This is a genomic window from Paracoccus ferrooxidans, from assembly GCF_029909815.1.
GTDB lineage: Bacteria > Pseudomonadota > Alphaproteobacteria > Rhodobacterales > Rhodobacteraceae > Paracoccus > Paracoccus versutus.
The window spans coordinates 593,868-613,585 of record NZ_CP038198.1; the positions used below are offsets into that span (position 1 = coordinate 593,868).

The 19,718-nt window shown below is 69.0% G+C and carries 16 protein-coding genes and 1 pseudogene; 5 read left to right on the forward strand and 12 right to left on the reverse strand.

All coding sequences use genetic code 11. From position 1 onward, the window contains the following. Window positions 1–3: 3 nt before the first annotated feature. From ribB to E3U26_RS03010, 3 genes are read right to left on the reverse strand one after another with little or no spacing between them, the layout of a single operon-like run. A complete protein-coding gene (ribB, locus tag E3U26_RS03000) occupies window positions 4–1,122 on the reverse strand; it encodes a 3,4-dihydroxy-2-butanone-4-phosphate synthase (RefSeq protein WP_036751019.1) in 1,119 nt (372 codons plus the stop codon). Further along, window positions 1,112–1,690: a hypothetical protein gene (locus E3U26_RS03005; RefSeq protein WP_036751022.1), complete on the reverse strand. Its 579-nt coding sequence runs from the start codon at window positions 1,688–1,690 to the stop codon at window positions 1,112–1,114. Before E3U26_RS03005 ends, ribB begins: the two co-directional genes overlap by 11 nt. Beyond that, window positions 1,690–2,283, reverse strand: a complete 594-nt coding sequence (locus E3U26_RS03010; RefSeq protein WP_499105411.1) for a riboflavin synthase — start codon at window positions 2,281–2,283, stop codon at window positions 1,690–1,692. Before E3U26_RS03010 ends, E3U26_RS03005 begins: the two co-directional genes overlap by 1 nt. A 226-nt stretch (window positions 2,284–2,509) precedes the next feature. On the opposite strand from E3U26_RS03010, the pseudogene E3U26_RS03015 reads away from it, so the two are divergent. The 3 genes and pseudogenes from E3U26_RS03015 (at window position 2,510) to E3U26_RS03025 (ending at window position 7,203) form a co-directional block, all read left to right on the forward strand. Then, window positions 2,510–3,927: pseudogene (locus E3U26_RS03015) on the forward strand (capsule polysaccharide biogenesis protein). A 200-nt stretch (window positions 3,928–4,127) separates the two neighbouring features. Further along, window positions 4,128–5,207, forward strand: a complete 1,080-nt coding sequence (locus E3U26_RS03020; RefSeq protein ID WP_499105412.1) for a polysaccharide biosynthesis/export family protein — start codon at window positions 4,128–4,130, stop codon at window positions 5,205–5,207. Window positions 5,208–5,211: 4 nt separating this feature from the next. Beyond that, entirely contained in the window at window positions 5,212–7,203 is a 1,992-nt protein-coding gene (locus E3U26_RS03025) for a capsule polysaccharide biogenesis protein (protein WP_499105413.1), read from the forward strand. Between the two features lie 15 nt (window positions 7,204–7,218). Here the strand turns inward: E3U26_RS03025 and ribD are convergent, their stop codons facing one another. Together ribD and nrdR are read right to left on the reverse strand one after the other, a co-directional pair. Next, on the reverse strand, window positions 7,219–8,211 hold the full coding sequence (ribD, locus tag E3U26_RS03030; protein WP_449045710.1) for a bifunctional diaminohydroxyphosphoribosylaminopyrimidine deaminase/5-amino-6-(5-phosphoribosylamino)uracil reductase RibD: 993 nt from the start codon (window positions 8,209–8,211) through the stop codon (window positions 7,219–7,221). Between the two features lie 14 nt (window positions 8,212–8,225). Next, window positions 8,226–8,690, reverse strand: a complete 465-nt coding sequence (gene nrdR / locus E3U26_RS03035) for a transcriptional regulator NrdR (RefSeq protein WP_036751029.1) — start codon at window positions 8,688–8,690, stop codon at window positions 8,226–8,228. A gap of 247 nt (window positions 8,691–8,937) precedes the next feature. On the opposite strand from nrdR, the gene E3U26_RS03040 reads away from it, so the two are divergent. Then, entirely contained in the window at window positions 8,938–10,062 is a 1,125-nt protein-coding gene (locus E3U26_RS03040) for a TRAP transporter substrate-binding protein (protein ID WP_036751032.1), read from the forward strand. 102 nt (window positions 10,063–10,164) lie between these two features. Here the strand turns inward: E3U26_RS03040 and E3U26_RS03045 are convergent, their stop codons facing one another. The 5 genes from E3U26_RS03045 to cobU all read right to left on the reverse strand — a co-directional run bounded on the left by E3U26_RS03045 (window position 10,165) and on the right by cobU (window position 15,040). Further along, window positions 10,165–12,039 carry a TRAP transporter large permease gene (locus E3U26_RS03045; protein ID WP_214272561.1) on the reverse strand — a complete coding sequence of 625 codons (1,875 nt, stop codon included), beginning with the start codon at window positions 12,037–12,039 and terminating at the stop codon, window positions 10,165–10,167. Then, window positions 12,036–12,659, reverse strand: a complete 624-nt coding sequence (locus E3U26_RS03050) for a TRAP transporter small permease subunit (protein WP_243784496.1) — start codon at window positions 12,657–12,659, stop codon at window positions 12,036–12,038. Before E3U26_RS03050 ends, E3U26_RS03045 begins: the two co-directional genes overlap by 4 nt. 134 nt (window positions 12,660–12,793) lie before the next feature. Then, complete coding sequence (gene cobS, locus E3U26_RS03055; RefSeq protein ID WP_499105414.1) at window positions 12,794–13,561, reverse strand: adenosylcobinamide-GDP ribazoletransferase; 768 nt, start codon at window positions 13,559–13,561, stop codon at window positions 12,794–12,796. Further along, on the reverse strand, window positions 13,554–14,510 hold the full coding sequence (cobT, locus tag E3U26_RS03060) for a nicotinate-nucleotide--dimethylbenzimidazole phosphoribosyltransferase (RefSeq protein ID WP_036751042.1): 957 nt from the start codon (window positions 14,508–14,510) through the stop codon (window positions 13,554–13,556). The genes cobS and cobT overlap by 8 nt, the downstream gene beginning before the upstream one ends. Next, a complete protein-coding gene (gene cobU / locus E3U26_RS03065) occupies window positions 14,507–15,040 on the reverse strand; it encodes a bifunctional adenosylcobinamide kinase/adenosylcobinamide-phosphate guanylyltransferase (protein WP_499105415.1) in 534 nt (177 codons plus the stop codon). The genes cobT and cobU overlap by 4 nt, the downstream gene beginning before the upstream one ends. Before the next feature lie 106 nt (window positions 15,041–15,146). Here cobU and E3U26_RS03070 point away from each other — a divergent pair, with 106 nt between their 5' ends. Continuing rightward, complete coding sequence (locus E3U26_RS03070; protein WP_499105416.1) at window positions 15,147–15,632, forward strand: HugZ family pyridoxamine 5'-phosphate oxidase; 486 nt, start codon at window positions 15,147–15,149, stop codon at window positions 15,630–15,632. 34 nt (window positions 15,633–15,666) lie between these two features. Here the strand turns inward: E3U26_RS03070 and E3U26_RS03075 are convergent, their stop codons facing one another. Then, window positions 15,667–17,961, reverse strand: coding sequence for a glycosyl hydrolase family 28-related protein (locus E3U26_RS03075; protein ID WP_114536244.1), 2,295 nt, complete (start codon window positions 17,959–17,961; stop codon window positions 15,667–15,669). A 140-nt stretch (window positions 17,962–18,101) separates the two neighbouring features. Next, a complete protein-coding gene (locus E3U26_RS03080) occupies window positions 18,102–19,694 on the reverse strand; it encodes a lysine--tRNA ligase (RefSeq protein WP_499105417.1) in 1,593 nt (530 codons plus the stop codon). Between the last annotated feature and the right edge of the window lie 24 nt (window positions 19,695–19,718).

Sequence of the window (19,718 nt, forward strand, 5' to 3'; positions counted from 1 at the left end):
TCGTCACTCTTTGGGAATCGAGCGGGTGGAATGGATCGAAAGCCCGTAGGCGTCAAGCCCGACCACCTTGACCGGCGCCGAATTGGTCAGCACCACCAGCTCGGACAGGCCGAGCGCCGAGAGGATCTGCGCCCCCAGCCCGTATTGGCGCAGCACATGCGAGGAAACCTCGTCCTGGCGCGGCAGGCGCGGCTCGAGGTCGCGAAACAGCACCACGACGCCCCTGCCCTCCTGGGCGATGACGCGCATGGCGGCGTCCAGGGTGCCGGCGCTCTCGCGCCCGATCCCCAGGACGTCGTGCAGCGGGTCCAGCACATGCATGCGCACCGGCACCGGGCCGGGCGCGGTCAGGTCGCCCTTGGTCAGCACGATATGCTCGGCCCCCGAGGTCTCGTCGGCGAAGATGCGCATCATCCAGTCGCCGCCGTGGATCGAATGCACGGCGCGCTGGCCGCGCTCGGCGATCAGGTTGTCGTGGCGGCGGCGATAGGCGATCAGGTCGCTGATGGTGCCGATCTTCAGCCCGTGCTTCTGCGCGAATGCCACCAGGTCGGGCAGCCGCGCCATGGTGCCGTCCTCGTTCATGATCTCGCAGATCACGCCCGAGGGGTTCAGCCCCGCCAGCCGCGCCACGTCCACCGCCGCCTCGGTATGGCCGGCGCGCACCAGCACGCCGCCCTCGCGGGCGCGCAGCGGAAAGACATGGCCGGGCGTGGCGATGTCGGCCGCGCCCTTGCTGGGGTCGATGGCCACCGCGACGGTATGGGCGCGGTCATGGGCCGAGATGCCGGTGGTCACGCCCTCGCGCGCCTCGATCGACATGGTGAAGGCGGTCTCGTGCCGGCTGGAGTTCTTGGGGCTCATCAGCTGCAGGCCAAGCGCGTCGATGCGCGGGCCGGGCAGCGACAGGCAGATCAGCCCGCGGCCATGGGTGGCCATGAAGTTGATCGCCTCGGGCGTGGCCATCTGGGCGGGGATGACCAGGTCGCCCTCGTTCTCGCGGTCCTCGTGGTCGACCAGGATGAACATGCGGCCGTTGCGGGCCTCGTTGATGATCTCCTCGATGGGAGAGATCGCGTCGGACCAGTCGCGCTCGACCGGCCCCGGCTTTTCATACTGCATCCGCCGCTCCTGCAAAGAATTGCCGGCCGGTGACGAAACCCGCCAGCCCGCCTGCCACCATCATTTCCCGCTCATGCCCGGTCTCGCCGATCATCAGCACCGCATCGCCGGGCAGGCCCCGTGCCCGCAGCCAGCCCTTCATCCCGTCCCGGATCGCCGACCAGCTGGCGCCAAAGGGCGGCAGGCGTTCGGCCGAGACCGCCCCGATCTGCACCGCGATCGCATCGGGCGCAAGCCCCGGCGCGCAGCCCAGATGCGGCGCGGCGGCACTTTCGGCGATGCGCCGGCGCTCGGCCGCGCCGACCGGCTGGCCGTCGCGGAACACCCCCAGCGCATTCGTCGAGTAAAGAAACGCCACCAGGTCGCGCCCGGTCGTCGCCCGCACCCCGGCATAGGTCTTGTAGTCCAGCCCCAGCTGCCTGGCCCGGCGGACCTGCATGCGCACCACCTCGACCGGCAGCCGCGCGCCCAGCAGCTCGCGCCGCGCCACGGTCCAGGCATGGGCGCGAAAGCCGCGGCCCGCCTCGGGGGACAGCGCCGGACCGCGGTTATGGCCGATCCCGGCCATCAGCCCGCCTCGGCCAGCCGCGCGACATAGCGCGCCAGCGTGTCGATTTCCAGGTTCACCTCGTCGCCCGGCTGCACCTCGCCCCAGGTGGTCACGGCCTGGGTGTGGGGGATGACGTTCACGCCGAAGCGGTCGCCCTCGACCTCGTTCACCGTCAGCGAGGTGCCGTTCAGCGCCACCGAGCCCTTGGGCGCGATGAAGCGCGCCAGCGCCCTGGGCGCGCGCAGGGTGATGCGGGTGCTGCCGCCTTCGTCGCGCATCTCCTCGATCACCGCGACGCCGTCGACATGGCCCGAGACGATATGCCCGCCCAGCTCGTCGCCGACGCGCAGCGCGCGTTCCAGGTTCATCCGCTTGCCGGGCGCCCAGCCGTTCGCGCCGATGTTGGTCTTGGAAATCGTCTCGGCCGAGATGTCCACGTCGAACCAGTCCGCCCCCTTCTCGACCACGGTCAGGCAGATGCCGTCGCAAGCGATCGAGGCGCCCAGGTCCACCCCCGCCATCTCGTAATGGCAGGAAATCCGCGCCCGCATGTCGCCGCGCATCTCGACGCGGGATACCTCGCCGATATCGGTGATGATGCCGGTAAACATGGACGCCCCCTTCCTTTGGCTGCCCGAGAACTAGAGCCTCGGCGCGCGATCTTCAAGCAAAGCCGCAGCCGGGGGCCGCGCCGATTAAGGCAAAATGAGGAAAGGCCGTGACAGCGGTGGGATTTTGGTGCAATCAGAGGGAATATGACCTCGGTGGCTGGGCCCCGCCTGTAGCGAAAAGCCCGATTCCTGCACAAACAGACACCAGGCTCATATGCTCAATCCCATGACCGGCCCCCGCCACGTCCGCGATCTGCGCCCCGCCCCGGCGCCTGCGGCACCCCAGCGTCCGCTTGCCCCGCCCGATCCGCCGCCGCCCCAGCGCAAGCTGGTCCCGGTGGCGGCGACCGCCGCATTGCCCGCAGCCAAGCGCGTCTTCCTGATGCTGCAGGGCCCGCACGGCCCGTTCTTCGACCGCGTCGGCCGGCTTTTGCGCGCCACCGGCGCCCAGGTCTGGCGCGTCGGCTTCAACGCCGGCGACGAGTTCTTCTGGTCCGACGCGTCCCGGTTCATCCGCCACGGCACCGGGCCCGAGGACTGGCCCGACCACCTGGACCGCATCGTCACCGAAAAGGGCGTGACCGACATCGTGCTTTACGGCGACGTGCGCCCGGTCCATGCCGCCGCGCGCGAGGCGGCGCGGCGCCACGACCTGGTGCTGCATGTCTTCGAGGAAGGCTATCTGCGCCCGTTCTGGATCACCTATGAGCGCGGCGGCTCGAACGGGCATTCGGCGCTGATGCGCATCCCCCTGCGCGAGATGCGCAATGCGCTGCGCAACCGCATCGCCGAGATGCACCGCCCGCCGGCGCGCTGGGGCGACATGCGCCAGCACAAGTTCTATGGCGCGCTCTATCACTTCCTGGTGCTGGTGGCGAACCGCCGCTATCCCGGCTACCGCACCCACCGCCAGATCGGCGTGTTCCAGGAATTCCGGCTGAACCTGCGCCGCTTCCTGCTGACGCCCTTGCACACGCCCTGGCCCGCATGCGCGAGGCGGGGGCGGTGCGCCGCGGCGGCTTTCCCTATGTGCTGGTGCTGATGCAGCTGGAACATGATTCCAACTTCGTCGCCCATTCCCCCTATCGCCGCATGGCCGAGTTCACCGACGAGGTGCTGACCGCCTTCGCCCGCTCGGCGCCGCGCCACCACCACATCGTCTTCAAGGCCCATCCGCTCGAGGACGGGCGCGGCGGCATCCGCCACGCCATCCTGGCCAGGGCGCGCGAGCTGGGGATCGAGGACCGGGTCCATTTCGTGCGCGGCGGCAAGCTGGCGCGGCTGCTGAACCAGGCCCATGCAGCGGTCACGGTGAACTCGACCGCCGCGCAGCAGGCGCTGTGGCGCGGGCTGCCGGTCAAGGCCATGGGCCAGGCGGTCTTCGACAAGCCCGGCCTCGTCTCGGACCAGAGCCTGGACGAATTCCTGCACGACCCCCGCCCGCCCCATGCCCTGGCCTATCGCCGCTATCGCGACTTCCTGCTGGAAAGCAGCCAGGTGCCGGGCGGGTTTTACGCCGCGCGGTCCCGCGCCCATGCGCTGCGCATCGTGGTGGACATGATCCTGGCGCCCGAGGATCCCTATCAGGCGCTTTTCGCCGGACGTGGCAAATATCGGCAACAGATGGGCGGCAAGGACGATTGAGCGGGGCAAAAATATGGAAAACCCCTGGTTGCTGGGTTAACGTGCGGAAAAATACGACCTGCGATCCGGGAATCGCACGAGAGGACAGGAGCAACAGTTTGACGCAAGCCATTTTTTCGCCCCTTCGATCCGGTGCGGCGCCGCTCCGCATGCGCCGCAGCCTTGCCGCGCGCCTGACGCGGGCCGCGATTCTGGGGGGAATGCTCCTCGTCTCCGCCTGCGGTTTGCCGCGCTCGGGCCCCACCAAGGGCCAGATCATGTCCGGCGCGGTGGAAAAGGGCGGCAGCACCCATATCGTGCATGTCGACGACCGGGTGAACCGGGCGGCGAACTATACCCCCGCCTATGGCTTCTCGGCCGATTTCCGCTCGGCCGGCACGGTCGCCGCCGACGACATCCGGCCCGGCGACGTGCTGGGGCTGTCGATCTGGGAAAACGTCGATGACGGGCTGCTGGCCTCGATGGGGACAAGCTCGACCCAGCTGACCGAATTGCAGGTGGACAGCCAGGGCTATATCTTCGTGCCCTATGCCGGGCGGGTGCTGGCCGCCGGCAACAGCCCCGAAGAGCTGCGCCGCATCATCACCCAGAAGCTGGAAACCCAGACCCCCGACCCGCAGGTCATGGTCACGCGCGTCGCCGGCGACGGCGCCACCGTCTCGGTCATGGGCAAGGTGAACGCGCAGGGCGTCTATCCGATCGAGCGCCCGACCCGCAACCTTTCCTCGATGCTGTCGCGCTCGGGCGGCGTCTCGATCGAGCCCGAGATCGCCGTGGTCACGGTCAAGCGCGGCAATTCCAGCGGCAAGGTCTGGCTGCGCGACCTGTATTCCAACGCGCGCAACGACATCGCGCTGCGCCCCGGCGACGTGATCCTGGTCGAAGAGGACGAGCGCAGCTTTACCGCGCTTGGCGCGCTTGGCGGCCAGACCAAGGTGCCCTTGGGCAATCAACAGATCAACGCCATCGAGGCGGTGGCCATGGTCGGCGGCCTCAGCACCGCGCTGGCCGATCCCAAGGGCGTGTTCGTGCTGCGCGACGAGCCGCCGGCGGTGGCCCGCGCCGTGCTGGGCCGCGGCGACATCCAGGGCAGCCAGCGCGTCGCCTACGTGCTGGACCTGACCAGGCCCGACGGCATGTTCCTGGCGCGCGATTTCGTCATCCGCGACGGCGACACCGTCTATGTGACCGAGGCGCCCTTCGTGCAATGGCGCAAGACCCTGCAGTCGATCCTGGGCACCGCGACCGAGGTCGGCTCGGTAGACAGCGCCTTCCGGTAAGGACGTGGAGCAGAACGACGATGCCGCCGGGGATTCCCGGCGGCTTTTCATATGCAGCGGCGGTTTCCTGACCCGGCCTCGCCTGCGCCGCATCCTGCAGCTGGCCGGATGGTCGCCCCGCATCGGCCTGCCCGGCCCCGGCGATCACGTCGGCATCTGGGGCGACAGCCCGACCGCCTGGCGCGGCAAGGCGCTGGCCGCCCGCCGCGGCGCCCGGCTGGTGCGGGTCGAGGACGCCTTCCTGCGCTCGGTCCTGCCGGGACGGGCGCGCGGCGCGGTGGCGCGGCGCGGGCCCATCGGCCTGCTGGTCGACCCCGTCGGGCTGCATTTCGACGCCGAGGCGCCCTCGCTGATCGAAACGCTGGTGCATGCGCCCGGCACCCAGGCGCAGTTGCAACGCGCGCGACAGGGGATCGCGCGGCTGATCGCGGCCGATCTGTCGAAATACAACGCGCATCTGCCCCAGGTCGCGCCGCCCGCCGCCGGCTATGTGCTGGTCATCGACCAGACCCGCGGCGACGCCTCGCTGCGCGGGGCGGGCCGGGCGGATTTCCTGGCCATGCTGGAGGCGGCGCGCGACGAAAATCCCGGCCTGCCGCTGGTGCTGCGCAGCCACCCCGAGACCGCGCGCGGCCTGCGCCCCGGCCATTTCACCCCCGCCGACCTGCGCCGCGGCGAGGTCTTTTGCGACGGCGCGGTGTCGCCCTGGGCGCTGCTTGCGGGCGCGGCGCGGGTCTATGCCTTTTCCTCGCAGCTGGGATACGAGGCGATGCTGGCCGGCCACCGGCCGCGCATCTTCGGCCGTCCCTTCTATGCCGGCTGGGGCCTGACGGACGACCAGCACCCGATCCCGCGCCGCAGCCCGGCCAGCATCGAGCAGCTTTTCGCCGCCAGCCACCTGCTGGCGCCGACCTGGTATGATCCCTGCCGCGACCGGCTGACGGATTTCGAGGGCGCGCTGGAGCAGATCGAGGCCGAGGCCCGCGCCTGGCGCCAGGACCATGCCGGCCATCGCGCGCATGGCATCCGGCTGTGGAAACGCCCGTTCATGGCGCGGTTCTTCGGCAGCGGCCGGGGGGTGCGCTTTGTCGCGAAACCGGGGCCGGGCGTGACCATGGCCTGGGCAGGCCGCGCCGATCAGGTGCCCGGCGCGCTGCGGGTCGAGGACGGATTCCTGCGCTCGCGCGGGCTGGGGGCCGCGCTGGTCCCGCCCCTGTCGCTGGTCGCCGACGACCTGGGCATCTATTACGACCCCGGCCGCGAAAGCCGGTTCGAGCGGCTGATGGCCGAACCCCTGCCCCCCGGCGGGCGGGACCGCGCCCTGCGCCTGGCCCGGCTGCTGGTCGAGGCCGGGATCACCAAATACAACCTGTCCGGCGGACCGCCCGACCTGCCGCCCGGCCGTCGCATCCTGGTGCCGGGCCAGGTCGAGGACGATGCCTCGATCCGCCTGGGCGCGGGAGCCGAGCGCACCAACCTGGCCCTGCTGGAACGCACGCGGGCCGAGAACCCCGATGCGGTGCTGGTCTACAAGCCGCATCCCGATGTCGAGGCCGGGTTGCGCCCCGGCCTGGTCGCCCCGGCCGATCTGGAACGGCTGGCCGATGTGGTCGCCCGCAACGCGGCCGCCGATGCGCTGATGGGCCGGGTGGACGAGGTCTGGACCATGACCTCGACCCTGGGGTTCGAGGCGCTGTTGCGCGGCCTGCCCGTCACCACGCTGGGCGCGCCCTTCTATGCCGGCTGGGGGCTGACGCGCGACCTGGGGCCGGTGCCGGCGCGGCGGCAGGTGCGGGCGGACCTCGCGCTGCTGGTCCATGCCGCGCTGATCGCCTATCCACGCTATTTCGACCCGGTGAGCCACCTGCCCTGCCCGCCCGAGGTCGCCGTGGAACGGCTGCGCGATCCGGGATTCGGCGCGGGCGGCCCCGCGCTGCGGCTGCTGTCCAAGGCGCAGGGCCTGCTGGCCGGCCACGCCTGGCTCTGGCGGCGCTAGGCCACGACCGATTGATTAACGCTCCACCGCATCATCGCGCAGCCAGCGATGCAGGACGTCGGGGCCGATCCGGCGCGTCTCGGCCAGCCGGAAGCGCGGCGCATCGGCCAGGCGCCCCAGCCCCAGCGCGCCGATTCCGGCGCGGCCGTCGCCGCCCAGCACCACCCCGGCGCTATAGCCGATCAGCTGGTCGACCAGCCCCGCGCGCAACAGGCTGGCCGCCAGCACCCCGCCGCCTTCGCAAAGGACACGGGTCAGGCCACGGACGCCCAGTTCGGCCATGACATCCTCGGGGCGGCCGGCGAGCTGCCACAGCGGGCCATGCTCCGGCCCCTCATCCGGCAGGTCGGGCAAGGGGCGCGACGAGACCACGATCCGCACCGGCTGCCGCACCCGGCCGAAGCCGCGCACGTTCAGCCCCGGCCGGTCGACGCGCGCCGTCTCGCCGCCGACCATCACCGCGTCATGGCCCAGGCGCAGGGCATGGACATGGCGGCGGGCCTCGGCCCCGGTGATCCACTGGCTTTCGCCCGAGGCGGTGGCGATGCGGCCGTCGAAGCTGGCGCCCAGCTTCAGCGTCAGCATCGGCCGGCCACGCTGGATGCGGCTGAGGAAACCGCGCTGCACCGCGCGGGCCTCGGCCTCGCAGATGCCTTCGGTCACCTCGATCCCGGCCGCGCGCAGGATGGCATGGCCGCGGCCGGCCACGCGCGGGTCGGGATCGGTCAGGGCGGTGACGACGCGGGCGATGCCGGCGCGGACCAGCGCCTCGGCGCAGGGCGGGGTCTTGCCGTGATGGGCGCAGGGCTCCAGCGTGACATAGGCAGTGGCGCCGCGCGCCGCCTCGCCGGCCTGGGCCAGCGCCATGACCTCGGCATGGGGGCGGCCGCCGGGCTGGGTCCAGCCGCGCCCGACCACCGCGCCGTCGCGCAGCAGGACGCAGCCCACCGCCGGATTGGGCCAGACATTGCCCAGGCCGCGCCGCGCCAGCGCCAGCGCATGGCGCATGTGGCGGCGGTCGGTCACTCCTCGACCGTTTGCGGGCGCAGCTCGGATACGAACTTGTCGAAATCGTCCGCCGCCTGGAAGTTCTTGTAGACGCTGGCGAAGCGGACATAGGAAACGGTGTCGATCCGGGCCAGCGTCTCCATCACGATCTCGCCGATGACCTTCGAGGGGATGTCGGTGTCGCCCATGCTTTCCAGCCGGCGCACGATGCCCGAGATCATCTGGTCGATGCGCTCGGGGTCGATCGGGCGCTTCTGCATGGCGATGCGGATCGAGCGCTCCAGCTTGGCGCGGTCGAAATCCTCGCGCCTTCCGCTGGACTTGACCACGACCAAGTCGCGCAGCTGCACCCGCTCATAGGTGGTGAAGCGGCCGCCGCAGGCCGGGCAGAAGCGGCGTCGGCGGATCGCCACGTTGTCTTCGGCCGGACGCGAATCCTTGACCTGCGTATCGACATTTCCACAGAAAGGACAGCGCATCCCTTGTTCCCCCAAAGCCCCGGACCCCTGCCAGTATAGGCAAGCCCAAACCGCTTGGGTAGTGCGTTGAGCGCCCTACAAGATCGGCGATGCGCGGGCTGGGCGGACTGACGCTGCGGCAATTGCGCAAGCGGGCGGGGATGCGGCGGAAATCCGGCACTGGCGTCTCGACAGGCCGTCCGGTCGCATGCAACATTCACCCCGTCATCGGCCGCCCAGGAACAGGCCGATCAACGCGGAGGAACCCATGAAGACAACCAACCAGTTCGGCCGGCGCGCCTTTCTGACCCGCGCCACGGTTGGCGGCGCGACCGCAGCGGCCGGGGCTGCGCTTGCCGCGCCTGCCATCGCGCAAGAGATGCCCGAGGTGAAATGGCGGCTGACCTCGGCCTTCCCGAAATCGCTGGACACCATCTATGGCGGCGCCGAGGTTCTGTCGAAGTACCTGTCCGAGGCCACCGGCGGCAAGTTCCAGATCCAGGTCTTCGCCGGCGGCGAGATCGTGCCCGGCCTGCAGGCCCAGGACGCCGTCACCGACGGCACCGTCGAGGCCTGCCATACGGTCGGCTATTACAGCTGGGGCAAGGATCCGACCTTCGCGCTGGGTTCGGCCGTGCCCTTCGCGCTGTCGGCGCGGGCCATGAACGCCTGGCAATACCACGGCGGCGGCATCGATCTTTACAACGAATTCCTGGCCACCCATAACATCTTCGGCCTGCCGGGCGGCAATACCGGCGTGCAGATGGGCGGCTGGTTCCGCAAGGAAATCAACGCCGTGTCCGATCTGCAGGGCCTGAAGATCCGCGTCGGCGGCTTTGCCGGCAAGGTGCTGGAGCGGCTGGGCGCGGTGCCGCAGCAGATCGCCGGCGGCGACATCTATCCGGCGCTGGAAAAGGGCACCATCGACGCCTCGGAATGGGTCGGCCCCTATGACGACCTGAAGCTGGGCTTCTTCAAGGTCGCGCCCTATTATTACTATCCCGGCTGGTGGGAAGGCGGCCCGACCGTGCATTTCTTCTTTGCCAAGGACAAATACGAGGCGCTGCCCGAGAACTACAAGTCGCTTCTGCACACCGCGTGCCGGGCGGTCGATGCCGACATGCTGCAGAAATACGACCATCTGAACCCCACGGCTCTGAAGGAGCTGGTGGCCTCGGGGGCGCAGTTGCGCCCGTTCAGCGCCGAGATCCTGGACGCCTGCTACAAGGCCGCGAACGAGGTCTATGCCGAACTGGAAGCCTCGAACGCGCCGTTCAAGAAGATCTGGGAATCGATCAAGGGGGCGCGGGGCGACTGGTATCTCTACAACCAGACCGCCGAATATACCTATGATACCTTCATGATGATCCAGCAGCGCAACGGCACGCTCTGATCCGTCGCAAGCCTGCAATCGGGCCGCCGCGAGCGATCGCGGCGGCCCTTTTCGTTGCGGGGCGCGGGGGGCGAAGGCGGGCGGGAAACCCGCCCAGCCCGATCAGTTCCCCGCCGGCTGTTGCGGGGCGGTCAGGCCCGGCGGCGGGCCGGACAGCGCCCCCAGCCCGTCCTGCGGCGCGGCCGGGGCCGGGGCCGGGGCAGTCGCCCCATCCGCCGGCGCGGCCGGCGCAGCGGGGGTGCCGAAGTTCGGCGCCCCGCCCAGGCCGCCCGGCGCGGGAATGCCGCCCGGCGCGGCGGTTCCGGGCGCGGCCGGCTGGCCGAAGGGATCGCCCAGCCCGCCGAGGCCGCCAAGGCCGCCCAGCCCGCCGCCCGAGGGGATCTCGATCCTGACGTTCGAGGTATCGACCGGCGCGCCCTTGTAGTGCATGACCAGTCCGGGGAAGGTCATGACGATGGCGACCATGACCAGCTGGATGCAGACATAGGGCACCGCGCCCCAATAGATCTGCCCGGTGGTCACCGGCTGCATCATCTGCCCCGTCACCTTGTCGCGATAGGGCGATTTCGGCGCCACCGAGCGCAGGAAGAACAGCGAGAAGCCGAAGGGCGGGTGCATGAAGCTGGTCTGCATGTTCACCCCCAGCAGCACGCCGAACCAGATCAGGTCGATGCCCATCGCCTGCGCCGCCGGCGCCAGCAGCGGCACGATGATGAACGCCAGCTCGAAGAAGTCGAGGAAGAAGGCCAGCAAAAAGACCAGCACCGACACCGCGATCAGGAAGCCGTATTCGCCGCCGGGCAGCGAGGTCAGCAGATGCTCGACCCAGATATGCCCGTTCACGCCGTAGAAGGTCAGCGAGAAGACCCGCGCCCCGATCAGGATGAACATGACGAAGGCCGACAGCCGCGTCGTCGCCAGAAGCGCCTGGCGGATCACGTCATAGCTGAGCCGCCCCTTGACCCCGGCCAGCAGCAGCGCGCCGACCGCACCCATGGCCCCGCCCTCGGTGGGGGTGGCGATGCCCAGGAAGATCGTGCCCAGCACCAGGAAGATCAGCGCCAGCGGCGGGATCAGCACGATGACGACCTGCTGCGCCAGCCGCGACATCAGGTTGATCTTCAACGCCCGGTCCAGCAGCGCCAGCACATAGATCACGATCACCGCCAGCGAGGGGGCGAGGATGTCGGCATCCTTGCCATGGGTCGGGTAGAGCCAGCGGAAGGCCAGCCAGGCCATGCCCACGGTCAGCGCCAGCGCCACCAGCAGCGAGGTCACGCCCGAGCCCAGCGTCCGCGCCTCTTTCGGCAGGGCCGGCAGGCTGTTCGGCCGGATGAACGACATGACGAAGATATAGAGCATGTAGATCCCGGTCAGCACCAGGCCGGGGATCAGCGCGCCCTTGTACATGTCGCCCACCGAACGGCCGAGCTGGTCGGCCAGCACGATCAGCACCAGCGAGGGCGGGATGATCTGCGCCAGAGTCCCCGAGGCCGCGATGGTGCCCGAGGCGATGCGCCGGTCATAGCCATAGCGCAGCATGATCGGCAGCGAGATCAGCCCCATGGCGATGACCGAGGCCGCGACCACGCCGGTCGTCGCCGCCAGCAGCGCGCCGACGATGATCACCGCATAGGCCAGGCCGCCGCGGATCGGGCCGAAAAGCTGGCCCACCGTGTCCAGCAGGTCCTCGGCCATGCCGGATTTCTCCAGCACGATGCCCATGAAGGTGAAGAAGGGAATGGCCAGCAATGTCTCGTTCGACATCACCCCCCATAACCGCTCGGGCATGGCGTTCAGCAGGGGCCAGCTGAGGTTGATGTTGCCGCCCGACAGCGGTGCCAGTTCGACGCCGATGACGAAGAACAAAAGCCCGTTCGCCGCCAGCGCGAAGGCCACCGGATAGCCGAAGAGCAGGAAGATCACCAGCGAGGCGAACATGATCGGCGCCATGTTCTGCGCGATGAAGATCATCATTTGCGGGACTCCCCGTCCTTCGTCTCGTCCTCGATCGCGGCCGTCATCTCGCGCACCATGATCTCGCCCTCCATGGCGGCGGCCTCATGGGCCGAGACGAAGGGGTTGGGATCCTCGATGATGCCGCGCATGACGGCGATCTTCTTGATGATCTCGGAAATGCCCTGGAAGAACAGCATGACGAAGCCGGCCAGCAGCAGCATCTTGGCCGGCCACAGCACCAGCCCGCCGGCATTGGTCGAGACCTCGCCGCGGTAGTAGGAGCGCATCGCCCAGGGGTAGAGATACCAGATCATCAGCGTGACGAAGGGCATCAGGAAGAACACATGCCCGATCAGGTCGATCCAGTGCTGGCGGCGGCGGCGCCACATGCCATAGATGATGTCGATGCGGATATGCTCGTTCTCCTTCAGCGTATAGGCCGCGGCGCCCAGGAAGGCGGCGCCATAGAGATACCATTGCAACTCCAGCCAGGCGTTGGACGAGGTGTTCAGCACCTTGCGGATGACCGCATTCCCGGCGCTGACCAGCACGGCGACCAGGATCAGCCAGCTTGCGCTGCGGCCGATGGCCGAATTGACGCGGTCGATGCCGCGAGAAAGCCCCAGCAGGGCACCCATATGAAAAACCTCCCCAAAACAATGGCCGCCCCTTGCCGTGGCGGCGGCGGATAATCCCCACCTTTCATGTAGCCGTTTGGTATGAGTGAAGTGCAAAAACCCGTCAAGAAAAAGGCGACGCGACGTAACGGCGCTTAGGCAAGGGCGACCAGGGCCACCAGCCCGGCCGTCTCGCCCGCCTGTTGCATGGCGCCCAGCACGTCGCCGGTCTGGCCGCCAAGCGCCCGCAGGGCCCGGCGCGCCAGCCAAAGCTGCGCCGCCGCCACCGCCGCGGCCAGCACCAGCCAGCCCGCCGCCGGATGCGGCAGGCCAAGTGCCGGCAGCATCAGCGCCGCGGCTCCCAGCGCCAGGGCGGCGAGCATCGCGCCGCGCGTCGGCCGCCCCGCCGCATGGCCCAGCCCGTCTTGGCGCGCAGGCGGCATCAGCCCCAGCCCCAGCGCCATCCCCGCGCGCGAGGCCGCCGCCAGCCCGGCCACGGCCACCGCGGCCAGCCAGGGCTGGGCGACCAGCGCCGCAATCGCCGCCACGCGCAGTCCCGTGACCAGGACCAGCGCCAGCACGCCATAGCTGCCGATGCGGGAATCGCGCATGATCTCCAGCCGGCGCTCACGGGTCGCGCCGCCGCTGCCATCGGCGCAATCGGCCAGCCCGTCCTCGTGCAGCGCGCCGGTGGCAAGGATCATGGCGCCGACCGCCAGAAGTGCCGCGACCATCCCCGGCAGCCCGGCAAGGGCCGCCAGCCCCAGCACGGCGGCACCGACGAGCCCGACGGCAAGCCCCACCAGCGGAAAGGCCCAGGCCGCCTGCGCCAGCGTCGGCGGCGAGGCGGGCAGAAGCCGCCCCACGGGCAGCCGGGTCAGCCAGACCAGCGCCAGCGCCGCCTGCGCCAGAAGCCTAGCCAATCCCGGCCTCGGCGAATGTGGCCATGCCGTTGTGGCATTCCAGCGCCGCGCGCAGGATCATCAGCGCCACCGCCGCGCCCGAGCCCTCGCCCAGCCGCATGTCCAGCGTCACCACCGGCTTTTTCTGCATCACCGCGACCAGCCGGCGGTGGCCCGGCTCGGCGCTTTCATGGCCGATCAGGCAATGGTCCAGCGCGTTGCGGTCGTTGACCAGCAACACGCCCGCCGCCGCCGAGCAGATGAACCCGTCCAGGATCACCGGGATGCCCAGCTCGCGCGCGCGGATCACCGCGCCGCAGATCGCCGCCTGCTCGCGCCCGCCATAGGAGCCCAGGATCGAGGCCGCCGTCGCCGCACCCTTGTGCCGCTTGAGCCCGGCCTCGACGGCGGCGATCTTGCGGGCCAGCACCTCGTCGTCGGCGCCGGTGCCGGGGCCGACCCAATCCTCGGCCGTGCCGCCGAAGGTCGCCGCCGCCAGCGCCGCCGCGACGGTGGAATTGCCGATCCCCATCTCGCCCAGCAGGATCACGTCGGCCTGCGCGTCCACGGCGTTCTTGCCGGTCTGGATGGCGGCGACCAGGTCGTCGACCTCCATCGCCATACCTTGGGTGAAATCGCCGGTCGGCCGGTCCAGGTCCAGCGCGATCACCTGCAATTCAGCGCCGGAGAGCCGGCAAAGCTGGTTGATCGCCGCGCCGCCCTGGCGGAAATTCTCGACCATCTGGGCGGTGACTTCGACCGGGAAGGGGTTCACGCCCTGCTGGGTGACACCGTGATTGCCGGCAAAGACCAGCGCCTGCGCGCGCTCGATCCGCGGGCGCTCGCGCCCCTGCCAGCCGGCCATGAACACCGCCAGTTCCTCGAGCCGGCCCAGAGAGCCGGGGGGCTTGGTCAGCTGGTCCTGGCGGTCGCGGGCGGCGGCGGCGGCGGATTGATCGAACTCTTTCACGGTGTCCCTCTTTGCGGTTTGAGGCGCAGCGGCAGGCCGCTGACGGCCATCCAGACCTCGTCGGCGATCCCGGCCACGGCCTGGTTCATCCAGCCATGCTCGTCCCGAAAGCGGCGGGCAAGCGCGTTTTCGGGCACGATGCCCAATCCCAGCTCGTTCGTCACCACGACCACCGGGCTTTTCTGCGCATCCAGCGCCCGGCAAAGCGCGCGGACATGCGGGCCGGGCTGGCCCTCGGCCATGACGTTGGACAGCCACAGCGTCAGGCAATCGACCAGCCGCACCCCCTGCCCGTCCGTGCGCGCCAGCGCGCCGGCCAGGTTGCGCGGCTCTTCGATCGTGCGCCAGCCGTCGCTGCCGCGCCGGTCGCGGTGCAAGCCGATGCGCTGCGCCATCTCGTCGTCCCAGGCCTCGGCCGTGGCGATATAGATGCGCCCGCCCTCATGGCCGGCGGCGATGGATTCGGCCAGGGCGGACTTGCCCGAGCGGGCGCCGCCGGTGACCAGGGTGATGCGCGGGTGCTTGCTCATGAAGCTGTTGTTTCACAAGGCCGGGCGCTGCGAAAGCCGGAAAACGCCGCGGCTGTCTTACAGGTTCCGGTTGCCTGCCGGGCCGCGGCCGGCGCAGCATGCGGCCATGAAGATCGACCCGATTCGCGAAACCACCGACGAGGCCCGCACCCTTGCCCGGCAATTGCTGGAGGGGGCGCGCCATGCCAGCCTGGGCACGCTCGACCCCGATACGGGGGTGCCGCTGGTCACGCGCATCGCGCTGCAGACCGATGCGGATGGCGCGCCGCTTGCGCTGCTTTCGGGGCTTGCCGCGCATACGCGGGCGCTGGCGGCCGATCCGCGCGCCGGGCTGCTGATCGCGGCCGAGACAGCCAGGGGCGACGCCATGACCCATGCCCGCCTGTCGATCCTTGGCCGTGCCGCGCCCGTCGCGCCGGACGAGGGACGCCGCGCCCGCTGGCTGGCACGCGATCCCAAGGCCAAGGTCTATCTGGACCTGCCGGATTTCCGCTTCTGGCGGATCGAGCCGATCTCGGCCCTGCTGAACGCGGGCTTCGGCCAGGCGTTCCGGCTGCTGCCGCCGGACATGCTGAAACCCCCGGCGGAATGATCCGCCGAGGGCAAAGGCCGGCATAAGGGGGGCGTCAGTCGGGGTTGTCCATGCGCAGCCGCAGGCTGACCGAGCCGCGCACCGCCGCGCCCCAGTTCAGCGCAACCTGTTGCCGCGTGGTTCCCAGCGCGGTCTGCACCCAGGGCATCTCGGACACGCGGGCATTGGCGGCATTGGTGATCTGGCTGGTGGCGATGATGGACTGGACGTTGCGCACCCAGCCGTTGAAGGGCAGCGCCTGGTCCACCGTCACCAGCCAGCGGTTCGAGGCGCTGGCCTGGTTATGCGCCACGTCGACCGGGTTGGCGACATAGCTGTTCACGCCGTTGAACATGTTGCCCTGGAACTGGATGTTGCGCATGCGCTGATAGTTCATGTCGGCGAATGTGGTGTCCACCTTCTCGATCCGGGCGATCTTGTTGAACAGCGACTTGAACACATTGCCCATCACCGCCAAGCCGTGGATGAAATGGCCGCTGCCATAGGGCTTGACCACCAGCCAGTTGAACCCCAGCGTCGTGTTCGAGGCCAGGAAGGTGTTGCCGGTGACGGTCAGCCCGCCAAAGGAATATTCCTCGCCGTCGAAATTCGGATAGGGGTCATGCTCGTTCGTCCATTCGATCGAGCAATTGTCTATATAGTTCCCGGTCACGGTCGCCTGCAGGTTGGTCTGGGTCAGCACCAGCCCGCCGAAGCGCACGCCGTTCTGGGCATTGTCGCCCTGGAACCAGTGATTGCCCTCGATCATGTGGCCGCCGCCGTTCATCACCGCGAAATGCGCGAAGCGGATGAAGCGGCTGTGGCGGATCTTGGCGTCGTTATTGTTGACGTTCAGCGCGACGGTGGTGCGGTTCTGCGCCAGGTCGCCCATCTCGTTGGACAGGAACTCGCAGCGGTCCACCAGCATCCCCTGGCAGGACGAGCCGATCGAGGTGATGCCGCGATCCCTGGGCCGGGTGAAGTAGCAGTCGCGGAAACAGTTCATGTTGCCGGTCTTGGCCAGCATGACGCCGCTGGCATTGCCCTCCAGCAGGAATTCGATGTCGTCGAAGTTGAAGCGGCTCAGATGCTCCATCCCCGAGAAATCGAAGGCATAGCGATAGCGGCTGAAGGTATAGTTGCGCGTGCCCGCCCCGCCGTAAAGCGGCTGCGACAGCGTCAGCGTCCCGGCGGCGACGTTCCGGGCCAGGACATAGACCTCGCGGCCGACGCCGTTGCCGGTGACGCGGGCGCCCACCTCGATATTGGCGATGTTGGCGACGGCCGAAAGCACCTGGGGCTGCGCCGGGTCGTAGGTCGCGGCCGATGTCGCCGCCCGCGTATCCCAGGCCGGGCCGGGCACGATGCTGACCTGGCCATTAGCGATGACGCGGCGGTTGGCAAAGCTGGTCATGCCCGGCACCGCGTCCGAAATGCTGATCGGCTCGGCCAGATGCACGTTGCGGCCGCAAAGGTCCAGCACCGCATGGTCGGTAAAGCCCAGCAGCGCCTGCAGCGCCCGCTTCATCCCCTCGGTCTCGTCGCCGAAGGCCGCGGCATAGGTCGGAAAGTCGAAGCTGCGCGTCAGCGACAGCCGCGCCGTGCGCGGCATGGCCAGCGTGCCGACGAAACGGACCGGCGAGGACAGGCTCAGGTCCGAGCCGATGCGATAGCTGCCCTCGGGCACCAGCACCTGCCGCCCGGCCGCGGCCTGGTCGGCGGCGAGGAAGGCGCCGCGGTCGTCGGTGGTCCCGTCGCCCATGGCGCCGAAATCGCGCACATCGACCCAGTCCAGCATCCCCGGCACGAAGGCGGCGGTCACGTCCTCGATCACGATGCTCTCGATGCGGATCGAGCCGTTGTTGTCCCCGGTCAGGTCCAGCCCGAAATGGCCAAAGGCGGCGCTGCGCCCCCAGGCCATGTCCACGCCCTCGCGCCGGCCGGTGCCGACGATGGCCGAGACCTCGACCACCTGCCCATAGCCCGGCAGCGTGACCGCAGGGCCGGTCTGCGGCACGCCCGCCACATTGTTGCCGGCGGCATTGCCGGCAAAGGCGGCGATGCGCACCTGCGGCAGGTTGCCCGCGATGGCCTTGACCCTGGCCGCGATGCGCAGATAGCTGCCGGGATTGATCGGCGTGCGCTGCATGTAGCGGATCTGCGTCACCGCCTCTTGCTTGAGGATTTCCAGGCAACTGCCGAAATCCTCGTCCGCCGGCACGATGGCCGCATTCGCTACCCCCGCCCAGGTCGGCGAACCTGCCCTGCCATCCGTCCGGGACCACTGATCCAGGCCCAGCCGGAAGGCGCGCGGCATCAACGACTGGTTGCCGATAATCGCAATGGTCATGCCAATTCTCCCCTAATCCAGAACGTGCGAGGCGGTTGCCCGCGCGGTCCGGTAGGAATCTGGCAATCTCGCGTTAACGGGTCGTTAACCATGCGCGCGCGGCAACGAAGCCGCGCGCAACAGGGAATTCCCGTGCCGGTTCAGGCGGTTGGTTCGGAAACCAGCTCGCCGGCCAGCGCCCGCTCGATCAGGGCGCGGGTTTCGGCCACGCCGTAAAGCGCGATGAAGCCGCCGAAGCGCGGCCCCTGGTCGGCGCCCAGCAACACCTGGTAGAGCGCCTGGAACCAGTCCTTCATCGGCTCGAACCCGTGTTCGCGGCCGATGGCAAAGACCATGGTCTGCAGGGCCTCGGCATCGGCGGGCTGGCTCCATGCCGCCAGCCGCCCGGCCAGATCCTCCAGCGCCCGGCGCTCGATTTCCGTGGGGGCGCGGAAGCTGCGGGTCGGCGCCACGAAATCGTTGAAATAGCGCACCGCGAAGGCGGCGGCCTGGTCCAGCGTCGGATGGGTCTCGGGGCTGGCCTCGGGCGCATAGCGGCGGATGAAGCCCCAGAGCCCCTCCTTGTCCTTGGCGCCGGCCACCGAAGCGAGGTTCAACAGCATCTGGAACGGCACCACCATGTCCGAGGCCGGAACCGCGCCGCCATGGATGTGCCAGACCGGGTTGGCCAGCTGCTGCTCGACCGTCTGGTCGGGATAGGCGCGCAGCTGCTGGTGGTATTCGTCCACCGCCTTGGGGATGACGTCGAAATACATCCGCTTCGCCGTCTTGGGCTTCTGGAACATGAAATAGGACAGGCTCTCGGTCGCGGCATAGGTCAGCCATTCGTCGATCGACAGCCCGTTGCCCTTGGACTTGCTGATCTTCTGCCCGTGCTGGTCCAAAAACAGCTCATAGGTGAAATGCTCGGGCGGCCGCCCGCCCAGGATCTTGCAGATGCCGTCATAGATCGGGGTGTTGGTGGAGTGATCCTTGCCATACATCTCGAAATCCACGTCCAGCGCCGCCCAGCGGGCGCCGAAATCCGGCTTCCATTGCAGCTTCACATGGCCGCCGGTGACGGGCAGCGTCAGTTCCTCGCCGTCCTCGTCGTCGAAGGTGATGGTGCCGGCCTTGGCGTCGACATGCTTGATCGGCACGTAAAGCACCTTGCCCGACTTGGGGCTGATCGGCAGGAAGCAGGAATAGGTCTGCTGGCGCTCTTCGCGCAAGGACGCCAGCATGACCTCCATGATGGCGTCATAGCGTTCCGCGGCCAGCAGCAGCGTCGCGTCGAACTGGCCGGACTTGTAGAACTCGGTCGCGCTGATGAATTCGTATTCGAAGCCGAAGGTGTCCAGGAACCGGCGCAGCATGGCGTTGTTGTGCCCGCCGAAGCTGTCGTATTCGCCGAAGGGATCGGGCACCGTGGTCAGGGGCTCTTGCAGGTGCCGGCGCAGCATCTCTTGCTGGGGCACGTTGTCGGGCACCTTGCGCATGCCGTCCATGTCGTCCGAAAAGCAGAACAGCCGCGTCGGGATGTCCGAGATGATCTCGAAGGCGCGGCGGATCATGGTCGTGCGCGCCACCTCGCCGAAGGTGCCGATATGCGGCAGGCCCGAGGGGCCGTAGCCGGTCTCGAACAGGACATAGCCCTTTTCGGGATCCTTCTTCTCGTAGCGTTTCAGCACGCGGCGGGCCTCCTCGAAGGGCCAGGCCTTGGATTTCATCGCGGCGTCACGCAGGGCGGTCATTTTCGGGTCTCCATTGGGTCGAGA

Excerpts from the sequence above, each read along its gene's own strand:
- ribD (WP_449045710.1), bottom strand. The coding sequence starts at position 8,211 with ATGCGCCATGCGCTGGCGCTGGCGCGGCGCGGCCTGGGCAATGTCTGG.
- E3U26_RS03040 (WP_036751032.1), top strand. The coding sequence starts at position 8,938 with ATGAAGACAACCAACCAGTTCGGCCGGCGCGCCTTTCTGACCCGCGCC.
- E3U26_RS03010 (WP_499105411.1), bottom strand. The coding sequence starts at position 2,283 with ATGTTTACCGGCATCATCACCGATATCGGCGAGGTATCCCGCGTCGAG.
- cobU (WP_499105415.1), bottom strand. The coding sequence starts at position 15,040 with ATGAGCAAGCACCCGCGCATCACCCTGGTCACCGGCGGCGCCCGCTCG.
- E3U26_RS03080 (WP_499105417.1), bottom strand. The coding sequence starts at position 19,694 with ATGACCGCCCTGCGTGACGCCGCGATGAAATCCAAGGCCTGGCCCTTC.
- E3U26_RS03020 (WP_499105412.1), top strand. The coding sequence starts at position 4,128 with ATGCTCCTCGTCTCCGCCTGCGGTTTGCCGCGCTCGGGCCCCACCAAG.
- E3U26_RS03070 (WP_499105416.1), top strand. The coding sequence starts at position 15,147 with ATGAAGATCGACCCGATTCGCGAAACCACCGACGAGGCCCGCACCCTT.
- E3U26_RS03005 (WP_036751022.1), bottom strand. The coding sequence starts at position 1,690 with ATGGCCGGGATCGGCCATAACCGCGGTCCGGCGCTGTCCCCCGAGGCG.
- E3U26_RS03075 (WP_114536244.1), bottom strand. The coding sequence starts at position 17,961 with ATGACCATTGCGATTATCGGCAACCAGTCGTTGATGCCGCGCGCCTTC.
- E3U26_RS03045 (WP_214272561.1), bottom strand. The coding sequence starts at position 12,039 with ATGATGATCTTCATCGCGCAGAACATGGCGCCGATCATGTTCGCCTCG.
- nrdR (WP_036751029.1), bottom strand. The coding sequence starts at position 8,690 with ATGCGCTGTCCTTTCTGTGGAAATGTCGATACGCAGGTCAAGGATTCG.
- E3U26_RS03050 (WP_243784496.1), bottom strand. The coding sequence starts at position 12,659 with ATGGGTGCCCTGCTGGGGCTTTCTCGCGGCATCGACCGCGTCAATTCG.
- ribB (WP_036751019.1), bottom strand. The coding sequence starts at position 1,122 with ATGCAGTATGAAAAGCCGGGGCCGGTCGAGCGCGACTGGTCCGACGCG.